Genomic DNA, 14,050 nt, shown 5'->3' with positions numbered 1-14,050 from the left:
GAGCAGTATTAATAATGCAATACTGCTCGGTTCCTTTCTTTTATTTATTCTCTTTTATCTCAATCGAGACGATGTATCCCTTTTGATAACGCCTCCCGATCATAATGTTGTGTTAGTTCACCATTTTCCATTAATGCGGCTCTATCTGACATATGTGCAATAACATCAGCATCATGGCTGACTAATAAATATGTCATATTATGCTCTTTTTTCAGGGTGTTAAGCAGATTTAAGATCTCGGCTTGTACTGACATATCTAGCGCTGAGGTTGGCTCGTCTAAAAGCAATAATTGAGGTTGTAATAAAAGGGCTCTGGCAATGGCGACGCGTTGACGCTGTCCACCCGAAAGTTGATGAGGATAACGACTTGTCACATCTGCAGGCAAACCAACTTGGGCCAATGCTTGCTTAATCGTATCTTTATCGAAAGGAATTTGATGGATTTTTAAAGGCTCGGAAAACGCACGCTCAATACGGTGTTGAGGGTGTAAAGAGGCGTAGGGATCTTGAAATACCATTTGTATATTACGACGTAATGCGCCTTGAAAACGTTGTTGTGGTTTAATGGTTTGCCCTAAAAGTGACATGTTACCTTGCCAATGAGTTAATAATCCGGCAATCACTCGTAAAATAGTCGATTTTCCGCAACCAGAACGACCTATTAAGCTAAAAGTTTCACCTTGTTGAACATGTAAGTTGATCCCTTTTACAACGTGCTTTGCTTGTTTGCCTTGCTCAAATTGAACATGTAAATCATGAATGTCAATTAACATGATGTAGCCCCTTGAAATTAAGCGTCCTATCTAATACCGGCAATTGCGTGCCATAAGTGCTTGCATTAGGTCTGCATGTCCAAAGTGTACGAGTATAAGGGTGCGTAGCTGTCGGTAGCGCTTTCGCATTGAGTTCATCCACTTGTTCGCCTTGGTACATCACCATTACACGTTCGCAATATTCGGCAACAAGAGGCAAATCATGGCTAATTAACAATAGGCCCATGTTGCGTTGTTCACATTGCATGGTGATCAGTTCAAGAATTTGATGACGCAACTGAGCATCAAGTGCTGATGTCGGCTCATCGGCAATTAAAATAGTAGGGTTGTTGATTAGCGCAATAGCTATCATTGCTCGTTGCCCCATACCACCTGATAATTCACCGGGATAGCGATAAATATTCTGTTCAGGTAAACCAACAGACAGTAGTGTATCGATGATAAGTTGACGTCTATCTTGGCGAGAAAGTTTTTGATGCTGTTTGACGGTTTCTTCTACTTGCTGATAAATGGTTTTTACCGGATTTAAGGCATAACGAGGATCTTGTAATACCATTGAAATCGTATTACCTCGGATGTTATTCCATTGGCGCGATGAGAAATCCAATAAATTATTTCCCTGCAAATTGAGTTTATCTGCACTGACTTTTCCCGGCTGACGAACTAATCCCATTAATGCACGAGCGGTCATTGATTTGCCTGAGCCTGATTCGCCAACAACCGCTAAACGCTCTTGACCTAAAGAGAAAGAAACATTATTGACAACTCTTGCTTTTGGGAAATCGATACAGAGGTTATTGACCTCAATTAATGGTGTTTTATTCATGGGTATCTCCCAATACGTCGCGTAATCCATCACCCAATAAATTAAATGCCAGACTACTGATTAAAATCGCTGTACCCGGAATAGCAGCTATCCACCATTGGTCAAAAATAACAGGCATACCTTCTGCGATCATTGCTCCCCATTCAGCCATAGGAGGGCGAGCACCTAATCCAAGAAAACCCAGACCTGCGGCAGCAAGAATAATCACCGCCAAATTAAGGGCTAAACGTACAATGGCTGACGGTAAGCATAGAGGTAAAATATGTCCCCATAAAAGTCGAATACCTTTAATTCCCATCATTTCGGCTGCAGCAAGATAATCACTATTACGCAAATGTTGAATTTCACTGCGAGATTGACGCGCATAAGCAGGCCATGCAGTTAAAGCCAGTGCTAATGCACCATTTAGCAGGCCAGGACCTAACATTGCGACAAAGGCAAAGGCGAGAATAAGAGAAGGCATCGACATTACAATATCGGTGATGCGCATTAAAATTCGTTCAGTCCAACCGCCGTAATATCCAGATAAAATCCCGATCAACAATCCTAATGGTAAGGTGATAATAGCCACCAATCCCACCAAACCTAGCATTGGGCGAGTACCATAGATAAGGCGAGAAAGAATATCGCGTCCATAATTGTCTGTGCCTAGCCAATGTTCAGCATTGGGTGCTAACAAACGTTGGGCTGCATGTTGCCAATTGGGATCATAAGGGGCTAACCAAGGTGCAAAAATAGCAATAATTAACAGTAAAATAAGCAACGATAAACCGATAAATGCGGAAGGCGAACGCGCTATTTTTCTTAAAAATGAAGGTGACATTAGCGGAGCCTCGGATCAGTCAAACGAATAACGATATCGGTAATATTATTAATAAAGACAAAGCATAAACCGATAATTAAAGTACCACCCATAATAGCGGTGGTATCACCCGCAAAAAGTGCGGTTGTAAGATATCGACCGATTCCCGGCCAAGAAAAGACCGTTTCTGTTAATACCGCCCCTTCTAACATACCGGTATAAGATAGGGCGATAATAGTCATTAAAACACCACGAATATTGGGTAATACGTGATAAAAAAGAATACGTAACTCACCAATGCCTTTTGCTCTCGCTAGTGTGACATACTCTTTATTCATTTCGTTTAAACAGGCCGAACGAGTTAAACGAGTAATAGAAGCAAGGGCAAAATAGGCTAACAGAGAAACGGGCAAAATAAGGTGTGATAACGCGTTAAAAAAGGCATCTTTATCACCCGCTAATAAGGTATCGATTAATGCAAAGCCTGTTACGGGTTCAATCGTAAATTGATAGATATCGTCTAATCGTCCGGGGCCAGCAGTCCATTGTAATGTGGCATAGAAGATCAATAGCAAAATCAAACCTAACCAGAAAATAGGAACAGAGCTACCCAATAGCGTCAAAATGCGCAAAATAAAATCGAGAGGCGTTCCCACAAATCGCGCACATAAAACACCGAATAAAATACCGAGACTGGCACCAATCAGTAATGCAATCGTCGCTAATTCTAATGTCGCGGGGAACGTTGCTAACAAATCATCAAGCACTGGCTGGCCTGTTGATGTTGCTGTACCTAAATGCCCTTGTAGCAGTGCTTCCACATAGTGAAAAAACTGCATATAGAGAGGTAAATCCAGCCCTAATTCATGTTTGACTTGGTTATAGGTTTCGAGGCTTGCATGATCACCAACAATTTGCAGAACAGGATCAACAGGGGAAAGTGCAGAAAGCGTGAAAGTAATTACAAGAAGCCCAAAAAGTGTAAGTACTAATGTCAATATTCCTTGAGCAAAAGTAATTAACTGACTTTTTAGACGAATAGGTAACGTCATAGCAGTATTCATACAGCAATAGCCTAGTGAAATGGCAAAAAATAGACCATCCACAATAACATGACTGTGGATGGTTTCAGGAGAAAATATTACTTAGTTACTTTGTCATAATAAACCATATCTGCATTTAGACCTTGGGCATAACCTTTAACATTATCGCGCATGACGATTTGGTTTTTACCTTGATCGATAAAGACATAAGGTGAACTACGTTGTAACTCTTTTTGCATTTCAGTATAGAGCGATTGACGTTTTGTTTTGTCTGCTTCATTAAGTGCAGCCAATGTTTGCTGGCTTAGTTCAGGAATTTTCCAACCATTTAACCAAGCAACAGTATTGGATTGTCCATCGTTATAAGCAAAGGCACTCGCATTTGAATGCGCATCAAAATAGTCTGGGATCCAAAAACGAATCGCGGCTTGGTGTTGTTTAGCGCGTACGCGACTATACACTTGGCTACCTGCCGCTGGCAATAAATCTACTTGTACACCTGCTTGAGCAAAACTTGCCTGAATGGATTGTGCCACCGTAATATAAGGTACTTTGTTCTCAACATCTAATGTAAAGCGAGCATTGGTAATGCCTGCTTTGGCTAAAATTTCTTTGGCCTTCTTTGGATCAAAAGTGAATGGGTTATCTTTTAGTGCACCCGGTAAACCTACGGGTAAAAAACTTTGGTGAATAAAATACTGACCGCGCATTAGATCTTCAGTAATGCCTTTGTAGTCAACTAAATAACGAGACGCTTCCCAAAATGCAGGGTTACTCAGTGCAGGGTTTCCACTGGCAGTATTAAACGCCATATACACTTGTTCTGCAGAAGGGATATCTAAAATTTTGATCCCTGCTTTGCCTGCTAATGCGGCAGTTTGGTCAGTGCCCAGTTCACGTGCAATATCTGCATCACCTTTTTCAATCAATAAGCGACGTGATGCCGGATCGGGCACGTTTTTAATAATAATATTTGCCATTTTAGGCGCACCAGTTGGTGAGAGAGGGTTTGCTTCTAACACTATGGCTTGACGTGGTTGATAAGCACGCATTTTGTATGCGCCACTTCCGGCTGAGTTCATTTTCAGCCAGCTATTCCCAAAGTCATTATTTTTAATGTGAGCAGAAACTAGCTTTTCATCAACGATAGAAGCAATTGGGGTTGAGAGGATATTTAGCACAACATCAGGGCTGACATCCGCAGTCCAACGCACTTCTAATTCATTATCACTGACTTTTTTCAATAATGAAGTAATGTTTTCTGTTTTCCAACCTAAGACATTTAGAATAAAGGCTGGTGATTTATTCATGGTGATCGCACGCTGATAAGAGAAGATAATATCTTCAGGGCGAACGGTGTTACCAGATGCAAATTTTGCATCAGGTTTAATTTTGAATACGATAGATTTTTGTTCAGGATTTGCTTGCCAGCTTTCAACTAAAATTGGCTCATTAATCTCAGGATTATCACGATTAGGTTGAACAATACGCTGATATAAACTAGGCACAGTTTGAATACTAGACAGTTCATTACTTTCAGCTGGATCAAGGCTAACAATATCATCAAGCCCTTGTACCACAATTAATGTATTCGCAGGTGTTGCTGCAAATGCCGGTACGGAAAGGGCACCCACAACGAGTAATGATAATAATTTTGCTTTCATGAGACGCTCCCTGAAATGGTGTAGCTAAAGTCGTTATGTCAATAACTTATTACTTATTACTTTGTGAACTTAACTTAGGCAAAACGTGACCAATGCGCAAAGTTTTAATTACGCTTACATATAACCCTTCGTTATAAGTAGCCAAAATTAATTATGGTAGAAGAATAGTTAACCGCAAGAATAGGGTGATGAAATATGTCTTTAGACGATCACTTTCCATTCAAATTAAACATTTAGATTAAATTTTAAAAACAAATAATAAAAGTGAATATTTAATAATCTATAAATATTTTTATATTAGAATTGTTATTCAGTTTAAAGATGAATTTATTGTTATTTTAAATTAATTTCAAAGAGAAATTTTTTACAAATAAAGCATCATAAAGTTCTGTGAGTTAAGTAAAACCCATCCTAATTATATTAAATTTGTGAGCTGAGTAGGTTTTCTATCTATAAAACTTGCATGATGTTAATTTAATGTTTATTTGTTGTTTTGTTCCTCTCGATATATATATTTTATTTTCTCAGGATAGAACTCTAGAGGGCTCAATAAAGTTAAGTGATAAGAATACCGCATTAATTGACAAAATTTACGATAAGTGTAAAAAAGAAGAGTGTTGGTATCATTTTTATCTCATAAATATCTTTAAAATCTTTAAGAGCCACAAATATTATAATCAAAATTTAACAACGATACATATCGTTAATTGAGCGACCCCGCTATAAATTATTGTTTATTAGGAGAGGTACCCATGAAAAATAAAGCCACGTTAAAAACAGTGTTCCCACTCAGTATTATGTCACTTGTATTAACCTCCTTTTTTTCTCATGCCATTACTCTTCCTGAAGGCACTACTCTGTCCAAACAACAGAATATTGTGATTAATAACGGTACTGAAGTTTCATCTCTTGACCCGCATAAAGTAGAAGGCGCACCAGAAACTAATATTATTTTAAATTTATTAGAAGGTTTGACTTATGTGGGGCCTAATGGCGAGAGTATGCCGGGCGTTGCACAACGCTGGGAAACGGATGATAACAAGGTGTGGACATTCTATTTGCGAGAAGATGCAAAGTGGAGTGATGGTACACCAGTGACCGCTGAAGACTTTGTTTATAGCTGGCGTCGAGTGGTCGATCCTAAAACAGGTTCACCTTATGCCAGTTATCTTGAATATGCTTATGTTGAAAATGTTGCAGATATTCTTAGTGGAAAAAAAACGCCTGAAGCACTAGGTGTGAAAGCGATAGATTCTCATACTTTGCAAATTAATTTAACCAAGCCAATTCCCTATTTAGTCGATATGGTCAGCCACACGCCATTAAAACCAGTTAAAAAAGAGGTTGTTGAAAAATATGGCGTGAATTGGACTCGTCCTGAAAATTTTGTCGGTAATGGTGCTTATGTTATTGAAAATTGGGTTGTGAATGAAAAGGTGACTTTAAAACGTAATCCACTTTATTGGGATAATAAAAACACCATTATTGAGCAAGCTACATTTTTACCAATTAGCTCAGAAACCAGCGATATTAATCGCTATCGTAGCGGTGAAATAGATATCACTAATAGCGCTATTCCTCCTGTTCTGTATAGAAAAATGAGGCAAGAACAGCCAGAGAATTTACATGTCACACCGTATTTATGTACTTTCTATTATGAATTAAATAATAAAAAAGCGCCTTTTGATGATCCTCGTGTTCGTGAAGCGGTGAAACTGACACTTGATAGAGAAGTTATTGCTGAAAAAATAATGGGACAAGGGCAAATACCCGCTTATTCTTTTACTCCCTCTTTTATTGGTAACGGTAATTTTAAAGCGCCTAAATGGGCTTATTGGACACAACAGCAACGTAATGAGAGGGCGCGTGAATTATTAAAAGAAGCGGGATTTGATGCTCAAAATCCTCTAACTTTTACTTTGCTCTACAATACGTCTGATCAAAATAAACAGCAGGCCATAGCTGCTGCATCAATGTGGAAAAAAAGTATTGGTGCAAATGTGACGTTGCAAAACCAAGAGTGGAAAACCGCATTAGAAAATCGTAATCAAGGAAATTATCAAGTTGCGAGAGTAACGTGGTGTGCAGATTACAATGAACCAACCTCGTTTTTAAATTCATTTCTTTCCACAAGTAGTCTTAATACAGTCTTTTATGAAAATAATGATTACGATGACGCATTAAATAATGCTTCAATTGCGGTTGATAAAGAGGCTCGACATCAACTCTATCAGCGCGCTGAAGCCTTGTTAGACAAGGACTCGGCGATAGTACCTGTTTATTATCGTGTCAGTGTTAGATTAGTTAGTCCAAAAGTAGGCGGATTTACAGGTAAAGACCCCTTTGATTATACGGACTTAAAGCGCTATTTTATAAAGGCAGATAACTAAAACTGGTAAATTATCGACATTCTATAGTTATGTGCGATTTAATTATTAAAAGTTATTTAAAAAGTAGTGAAACAATAAAAAACTACACAAAAAAGATAGCGGCATTAAAAAAATTATAATGCTATCAGGCAATTAAGAACTGATAGCAAATAAACAAAATTGATTTATTTTTTGTAAAAACAATAAGTTGTGTAAACCGTTCTAAAACACAACTGAACATCACAGAATGGTTGTCTAACAACCAGCTCACTAACTGGGAGTATTTTATAAGATGAGTAATTTAACTAAAAAGAGTGCGTTGGCGATTGCAATAAGCGCAATCTTTGGATTGTCAGCGCTAACAGCTAACGCTGCTGTTGTTCCTGACGGGGTGAAATTGGCTGAAAAACAAGTGCTGGTGCGTAATAATGGCTCTGAACCACAATCACTTGATCCTCATAAAATCGAAGGTGTACCTGAGTCTGCATTAGCGCGTGATCTTTTCGAAGGCATTACTATTGTTGGACCAGATGGTGAAATTTTACCAGGCTCCGCAACGAGTTGGGAAAATAAAGATTTTACTGTTTGGACATTTAAAATTCGTGAAGGTGCTAAATGGTCGAATGGTGAACCTGTTACAGCGCAAGATTTCGTTTATAGCTGGCAACGTTTAGCGGATCCTAACACTGCATCTCCTTATGAAAGTTATCTGCAATATGCGCATATCGTGAATATCGACGATATTATTGCAGGTAAGAAAAAAGCCACAGAATTAGGTGTTAAGGCATTAGATAACAACACATTAGAAATCACTTTATCTGAAGCTGTGCCTTATTTACCAAAATTATTAGCTCACTCCTCCATGTCGCCAGTTAACCAAAAAGTGATTGAAAAATTTGGTGAGAAATGGACGCAACCTGCTAACTTCGTCGGTAACGGCGCTTATAATTTAAAAGACTGGACAGTCAATGAACGTATTGTGTTAGAGCGTAGTCCAACTTATTGGGATAACAAAAATACTGTTATTGATCAAGTGACGTTCTTACCTATTTCATCAGAAGTCACTGATGTAAACCGCTATCGTGCGGGTGAAATCGACATGACATATAGCAATTTACCAATCGAATTTTTCCAAAAATTGAAAAAAGAGATCCCTGATGAATTGCGTATAAGCCCCTATTTATGTACTTATTATTATGAAATTAATAATGAGAAGGCTCCGTTTAACGATCCTCGAGTTCGTGAAGCACTGAAACTGTCAATGGATAGAGATATCATTACTTATAAAGTGAAAAACCAAGGTGATATCCCAGCTTATGGCTTTACCCCCCCATTTACAGATGGAATTAAAGAGAGCAAACCTGAGTGGTTTGCGAGTTGGACTCAAGAACAACGTAATGAAAAAGCACGCCAATTATTAGAAGAGGCGGGCTATAACAAAGCAAATCCACTGAAATTTAAGCTTCTGTACAATACATCCGACTTACATAAAAAAGTCGCGATCGCCGCTTCTTCAATTTGGAAGAAAAACTTAGGTGCTGATGTTTCTCTTGAAAACCAAGAGTGGAAAACGTTCTTAGATACTCGTCACCAAGGAACTTATGATGTTGCTCGTGCCGGTTGGTGTGCAGATTATAATGAACCTTCTTCATTCCTGAACATGATGCTGTCTTACAGCAGTAACAACACTGTTCACTATAAAAACACAGAATTTGACGCATTGCTCAAAGAGTCGTTACGTGTGAAATCGGATGATGAACGTGCCGCTATTTATCAAAAAGCTGAAGGTGTATTAGATAAAGATTCGGCCATTGTTCCACTTTACTATTATGTAAACACCCGTTTAGTTAAACCTTATGTGGGTGGTTATTCAGGTAAAGATCCATTAGATAATTTACATACTAAAGACTTGTATATTATTGCTAAATAATCGGGCGAGACCTTGTCTTATTAAGACGAGGTCTTTTTATCGTCACGCCTGAATAGGTTTGTATTATAGGAACGGGCAATGCTCAAATTTATTTTTCGTCGCTTTTTAGAAGCGATACCGACTCTATTTATTCTAATAACGATTTCGTTCTTTATGATGCGTTTAGCCCCGGGTAGTCCTTTTACGGGTGAAAGAAAACTCCCGCCTGAGGTTATGGCAAATATTGAAGCGAAATATCACTTAAATGATCCCATTTATAAGCAATACTTCGATTATTTAATTCAATTGTCGAAAGGGGATTTAGGGCCTTCTTTTAAATATAAAGACTACAGTGTAAACACCTTAGTCGGTAAAGCATTCCCTGTTTCAGCTAAATTAGGGCTGTCGGCATTTATTTTTGCTGTCATTTTAGGTGTGGGGGCAGGCGTGATAGCCGCACTGAATCAAAACACCAAATGGGATTATACCGTCATGACTTTTGCCATGACGGGGGTTGTAATACCGAGTTTTGTTGTCGCACCACTATTAGTGCTTATTTTTGCGATTACCTTAAGGTGGTTGCCGGCAGGGGGCTGGAATGGCGGAGCTGTGCAATATATGTTGTTGCCAATGATCGCACTATCGCTTTCTTACATTGCTAGTATCTCGCGCATTACCCGTAGTTCAATGATTGAAGTATTACACTCAAACTTTATTAGAACGGCAAAAGCGAAAGGCTTGCCGATGAAAAGAATTGTACTGCGTCATGCTTTAAAACCCGCGTTGCTACCTGTTATCTCTTATATGGGGCCTGCATTTGTCGGTATTATTACGGGCTCAATGGTTATTGAAACCATCTTTGGATTGCCGGGTATCGGACAATTATTCGTTAATGGTGCTTTAAACCGAGATTATTCATTGGTATTAAGCTTAACCATTATCGTAGGTGCATTAACGATCTTCTTTAATGCCATTGTCGATATCTTATATGCCGTTATTGATCCGAAAATTCGTTATTAATAGACACTGGAGCACGTTATGTTATCACTGAAGGAAAACAGCGAAGCTCTGGGGAATTTCTCGGAGCAGCTAGATATTGAAGGTCGTAGTTTATGGCAAGATGCTCGTCGTCGTTTTATGCACAATAAAGCTGCGATCACGAGTCTTGTGTTACTTTTCTTTATTTTATTATTTGTTATTTTTGCCCCAATGTTATCGCCCTTTGTTTATGACGATACTGATTGGGAAATGATGTCGATGGCACCTGACTTTGCCTCTTCTCACTATTTTGGCACTGACTCATCAGGTCGTGACTTATTAGTACGGGTTGCGATTGGTGGTCGTATCTCATTAATGGTCGGTATCGCCGCCGCCTTTGTTGCTGTTATTGTTGGTACGCTGTATGGCGCAATGGCGGGTTATATTGGTGGGCGTGTTGATTCAATTATGATGCGTTTACTGGAAATATTAAACTCATTCCCATTTATGTTCTTTGTTATCTTACTGGTGACATTTTTCGGTCAAAATATCCTACTGATTTTCGTTGCGATTGGGATGGTATCTTGGCTCGATATGGCGCGTATTGTAAGAGGACAAACCTTAAGTCTAAAACGTAAAGAGTTTATTGAAGCTGCATTAGTTTGTGGTGTGTCATCACGCAATATCGTGTTAAGACATATCGTACCTAACGTACTCGGTGTGGTGGTGGTTTATGCCTCTTTATTAGTGCCTAGCATGATTTTATTTGAATCCTTCTTAAGCTTCTTAGGTTTAGGAACACAAGAGCCATTAAGTAGTTGGGGAGCACTATTAAGTGATGGTGCAAACTCAATGGAAGTTTCTCCTTGGTTGTTACTTTTCCCGGCTTCGTTCTTAGTTGTCACACTGTTTTGCTTTAACTTTATCGGTGATGGCTTACGTGACGCATTAGATCCGAAAGATCGTTAAGGAGAACAAAATGACAAATACAGCAAATAAGTCGTTATTAAGCGTTAAAGATCTCAGTGTCACTTTTGGTACCGCAGATGGTGATGTCACCGCAGTTAATAAACTCAATTTTGAATTAGCCGCAGGTGAAACTCTAGGCATTGTTGGTGAGTCGGGTTCAGGTAAATCGCAAACAGCTTTCGCATTGATGGGATTATTAGCAAAAAATGGTCGCACAGCGGGTAGCGCAAACTTTAATGGTCGTGAGATCTTAAATCTTCGCCAAAGTGAATTAAATAAAATGCGTGCTGAAGAAATATCCATGATATTTCAAGATCCAATGACCTCATTAAATCCCTATATGAAAGTGGGCTCACAGCTTATTGAAGTCTTAATGCTTCATAAAGGTATGAGTAAAAATGATGCATATGCAGAATCTGTGCGTATGTTAGATGCCGTAAAAATGCCTGAAGCGCATAAACGAATGAGTATGTACCCTCATGAATTTTCAGGTGGGATGCGTCAACGTGTCATGATTGCAATGGCATTGCTGTGTAAGCCTAAACTATTAATTGCTGATGAGCCGACAACAGCGCTTGATGTGACGGTTCAAGCACAAATCATGACACTGTTAAATGAGCTTAAGAATGATTTAAACACCGCAATTATTATGATCACCCATGACTTAGGGGTTGTTGCAGGAATTTGCGATAAAGTATTGGTAATGTATGCAGGGCGCACGATGGAATATGGAAATGCACGTGATATTTTTTATCAACCATCACACCCTTATTCTATTGGGTTGCTACAAGCCGTTCCGCGTTTAGACGGTGAAGATGAGCGACTAGCGACCATTCCGGGTAATCCGCCTAACTTATTGCGTTTACCAAAAGGCTGTCCATTCCAACCTCGTTGCCAGTATGCAACAGAGCAATGCTTAACGAGTGAACCTCAATTAGAGCAATTTGCACAAGGGCGATTACGTGCCTGTTTTAAAGCGGTGGAGGAATTGGTATGACTCAAGCCATGTTACAAGATAGAAAAGTTATTCTCGAAGTGAATGACTTAAAAGTTTATTTCGATGTTCAAGATAATAAACAGTGGTTCTGGCAACCTAAAAAAAGCCTCAAAGCCGTTGATGGTGTCACGCTGCGTTTATATGAAGGTGAAACATTAGGGGTTGTTGGTGAATCTGGTTGTGGTAAATCGACATTTGCGCGGGCCATTATCGGGTTAGTCAAAGCCTCTGGTGGAACAGTCACTTGGTTAGGTAATGATTTACTGGGAATGGGGAATAAGCAATGGCGCGATATTCGCCAAGATATCCAGATGATATTCCAAGATCCGCTGGCTTCTCTAAATCCAAGAATGACGATTGGCGATATCATTGCTGAACCATTAAAAACTTATCACCCTAAAATGAAACAGGCTGAAGTTGTTGAAAAAGTCAAAGCAATGATGATGCGAGTCGGATTATTGCCAAACTTAATCAACCGTTATCCTCATGAATTCTCTGGTGGGCAATGTCAGCGTATCGGTATTGCTCGCGCGTTAATTCTAGAGCCTAAATTAGTGATTTGTGATGAACCCGTTTCAGCATTAGATGTATCAATTCAGGCTCAAGTGGTTAACTTGCTGAAAGATATTCAAAAAGAGATGGGATTATCTTTAATCTTTATTGCGCATGATTTGGCAGTGGTAAAGCATATTTCAGATCGTGTTTTGGTGATGTATTTAGGGCATGCGGTAGAATTAGGAACCTATGATGAAGTTTATCATCACCCACTACATCCTTATACTAAAGCGTTGATGTCAGCAGTACCTATTCCTGATCCCGATAAAGAGCGTAATAAGCACATTGATTTATTAGAGGGGGAGTTGCCTTCTCCGATTAATCCACCATCAGGTTGTATTTTCCGTACACGTTGTCCTATGGCGGATGAAGAATGTGCAAAAACACGACCTTTATTAGAAGGAAGCTTCCGCCATGCCGTCTCTTGTTTAAAAGTCGATCCACTTTAATTTTTAATAAAATTATACTAATGGATAAAAAAGTCTGAATTTATTCAGACTTTTTTTATCATAAAATATGAACGTCAATTCTATGTTGTTTAATAAGCAAAAAATATTTTATTAATACACCTTGTTTTAGTGCTTATCATTATTTTTTCAAAAAGCTTAAGAAGCCTAGTTTTATAATTAATATTCTAATTATAAACCAATTAAGTTGCTTATTTTTAATATTAACCATATCTATTGTGTTTAGATATCTTAATATATTGAAAAAAATATTATTTTTTAATGAGTTAGGTGTGGTTTAAGTGAGACTTATACTTTCACTATTGTAATGAAATATTAATTAACACAAAGTTTGATTTTCATCAACAAAACTCAGCAGGAATTAGTTATATTTTACAATTAATAAGATTAGTTAATGCCTTCATCTCTTTAACTTAATTCAAAAGGATGAAAAAGACTGTTTTTTAGCTTTGTCTTTGTTTTTACTTTTAATTAAATATTAATCCCTCCAAAATTATTCCTTTATCACACAATGATAAGTGTTTACCTTTCCTATAAATGCAGAATATTATCTTTTATTTTGTCAAATAATCATTGTTTTTTAGATTTTATCACCTTACAAAAAAGATGATATAAATAAAATAAATTATTAACCTCCTGATATAAGGTGATTGAGTATATTTACTTACACTTATTTGGTGTTTTATTATGTGCATCTT

General features: G+C 38.2%; 11 protein-coding genes. 6 read left to right on the top strand and 5 right to left on the bottom strand.

Annotated features, from left to right (window positions below; all coding sequences use genetic code 11):
* Positions 1–59 precede the first annotated feature (59 nt).
* The 5 genes from H1225_RS07640 to H1225_RS07620 form a co-directional block, all read right to left on the bottom strand.
* Positions 60–773, bottom strand: coding sequence for an ABC transporter ATP-binding protein (locus H1225_RS07640; RefSeq protein ID WP_006536435.1), 714 nt, complete (start codon positions 771–773; stop codon positions 60–62).
* Complete coding sequence (locus tag H1225_RS07635) at positions 763–1,599, bottom strand: ABC transporter ATP-binding protein (protein WP_006536436.1); 837 nt, start codon at positions 1,597–1,599, stop codon at positions 763–765. The genes H1225_RS07640 and H1225_RS07635 overlap by 11 nt, the downstream gene beginning before the upstream one ends.
* Complete coding sequence (locus tag H1225_RS07630; protein ID WP_072064091.1) at positions 1,592–2,422, bottom strand: ABC transporter permease; 831 nt, start codon at positions 2,420–2,422, stop codon at positions 1,592–1,594. The genes H1225_RS07635 and H1225_RS07630 overlap by 8 nt, the downstream gene beginning before the upstream one ends.
* Positions 2,422–3,465: an ABC transporter permease gene (locus H1225_RS07625; protein ID WP_072064090.1), complete on the bottom strand. Its 1,044-nt coding sequence runs from the start codon at positions 3,463–3,465 to the stop codon at positions 2,422–2,424. The genes H1225_RS07630 and H1225_RS07625 overlap by 1 nt, the downstream gene beginning before the upstream one ends.
* Before the next feature lie 77 nt (positions 3,466–3,542).
* On the bottom strand, positions 3,543–5,108 hold the full coding sequence (locus tag H1225_RS07620) for an ABC transporter substrate-binding protein (RefSeq protein ID WP_161724990.1): 1,566 nt from the start codon (positions 5,106–5,108) through the stop codon (positions 3,543–3,545).
* Positions 5,109–5,860: 752 nt separating this feature from the next.
* Here H1225_RS07620 and H1225_RS07615 point away from each other — a divergent pair.
* From H1225_RS07615 to oppF, 6 genes are all read left to right on the top strand, one after another.
* Complete coding sequence (locus tag H1225_RS07615; RefSeq protein ID WP_239739616.1) at positions 5,861–7,498, top strand: ABC transporter substrate-binding protein; 1,638 nt, start codon at positions 5,861–5,863, stop codon at positions 7,496–7,498.
* Positions 7,499–7,769: 271 nt separating this feature from the next.
* The gene (gene oppA, locus H1225_RS07610) at positions 7,770–9,407 is read left to right on the top strand and encodes an oligopeptide ABC transporter substrate-binding protein OppA (RefSeq protein WP_115065398.1); all 1,638 of its coding nucleotides are present in this window, start codon (positions 7,770–7,772) and stop codon (positions 9,405–9,407) included.
* A gap of 78 nt (positions 9,408–9,485) precedes the next feature.
* Positions 9,486–10,406, top strand: a complete 921-nt coding sequence (gene oppB / locus H1225_RS07605; RefSeq protein ID WP_023581988.1) for an oligopeptide ABC transporter permease OppB — start codon at positions 9,486–9,488, stop codon at positions 10,404–10,406.
* 18 nt (positions 10,407–10,424) lie between these two features.
* A complete protein-coding gene (oppC, locus tag H1225_RS07600; protein WP_006536448.1) occupies positions 10,425–11,333 on the top strand; it encodes an oligopeptide ABC transporter permease OppC in 909 nt (302 codons plus the stop codon).
* A 10-nt stretch (positions 11,334–11,343) separates the two neighbouring features.
* Positions 11,344–12,330, top strand: a complete 987-nt coding sequence (gene oppD, locus H1225_RS07595; protein WP_072064085.1) for an ABC transporter ATP-binding protein — start codon at positions 11,344–11,346, stop codon at positions 12,328–12,330.
* Entirely contained in the window at positions 12,327–13,334 is a 1,008-nt protein-coding gene (gene oppF / locus H1225_RS07590) for a murein tripeptide/oligopeptide ABC transporter ATP binding protein OppF (RefSeq protein WP_072064084.1), read from the top strand. The genes oppD and oppF overlap by 4 nt, the downstream gene beginning before the upstream one ends.
* Positions 13,335–14,050: the final 716 nt, after the last annotated feature.

This window comes from Proteus penneri, from assembly GCF_022369495.1.
GTDB lineage: Bacteria > Pseudomonadota > Gammaproteobacteria > Enterobacterales > Enterobacteriaceae > Proteus > Proteus penneri.
The sequence above is the reverse complement of the archived record's forward strand: the minus strand, read 5'-3'. Positions and strand labels throughout refer to the sequence as shown.

Coding starts and splice junctions, on each gene's coding strand:
- H1225_RS07640 (WP_006536435.1), bottom strand. CDS start 773: ATGTTAATTGACATTCATGATTTACATGTTCAATTTGAGCAAGGCAAA.
- H1225_RS07635 (WP_006536436.1), bottom strand. CDS start 1,599: ATGAATAAAACACCATTAATTGAGGTCAATAACCTCTGTATCGATTTC.
- H1225_RS07630 (WP_072064091.1), bottom strand. CDS start 2,422: ATGTCACCTTCATTTTTAAGAAAAATAGCGCGTTCGCCTTCCGCATTT.
- H1225_RS07625 (WP_072064090.1), bottom strand. CDS start 3,465: ATGAATACTGCTATGACGTTACCTATTCGTCTAAAAAGTCAGTTAATT.
- H1225_RS07620 (WP_161724990.1), bottom strand. CDS start 5,108: ATGAAAGCAAAATTATTATCATTACTCGTTGTGGGTGCCCTTTCCGTA.
- H1225_RS07615 (WP_239739616.1), top strand. CDS start 5,861: ATGAAAAATAAAGCCACGTTAAAAACAGTGTTCCCACTCAGTATTATG.
- oppA (WP_115065398.1), top strand. CDS start 7,770: ATGAGTAATTTAACTAAAAAGAGTGCGTTGGCGATTGCAATAAGCGCA.
- oppB (WP_023581988.1), top strand. CDS start 9,486: ATGCTCAAATTTATTTTTCGTCGCTTTTTAGAAGCGATACCGACTCTA.
- oppC (WP_006536448.1), top strand. CDS start 10,425: ATGTTATCACTGAAGGAAAACAGCGAAGCTCTGGGGAATTTCTCGGAG.
- oppD (WP_072064085.1), top strand. CDS start 11,344: ATGACAAATACAGCAAATAAGTCGTTATTAAGCGTTAAAGATCTCAGT.
- oppF (WP_072064084.1), top strand. CDS start 12,327: ATGACTCAAGCCATGTTACAAGATAGAAAAGTTATTCTCGAAGTGAAT.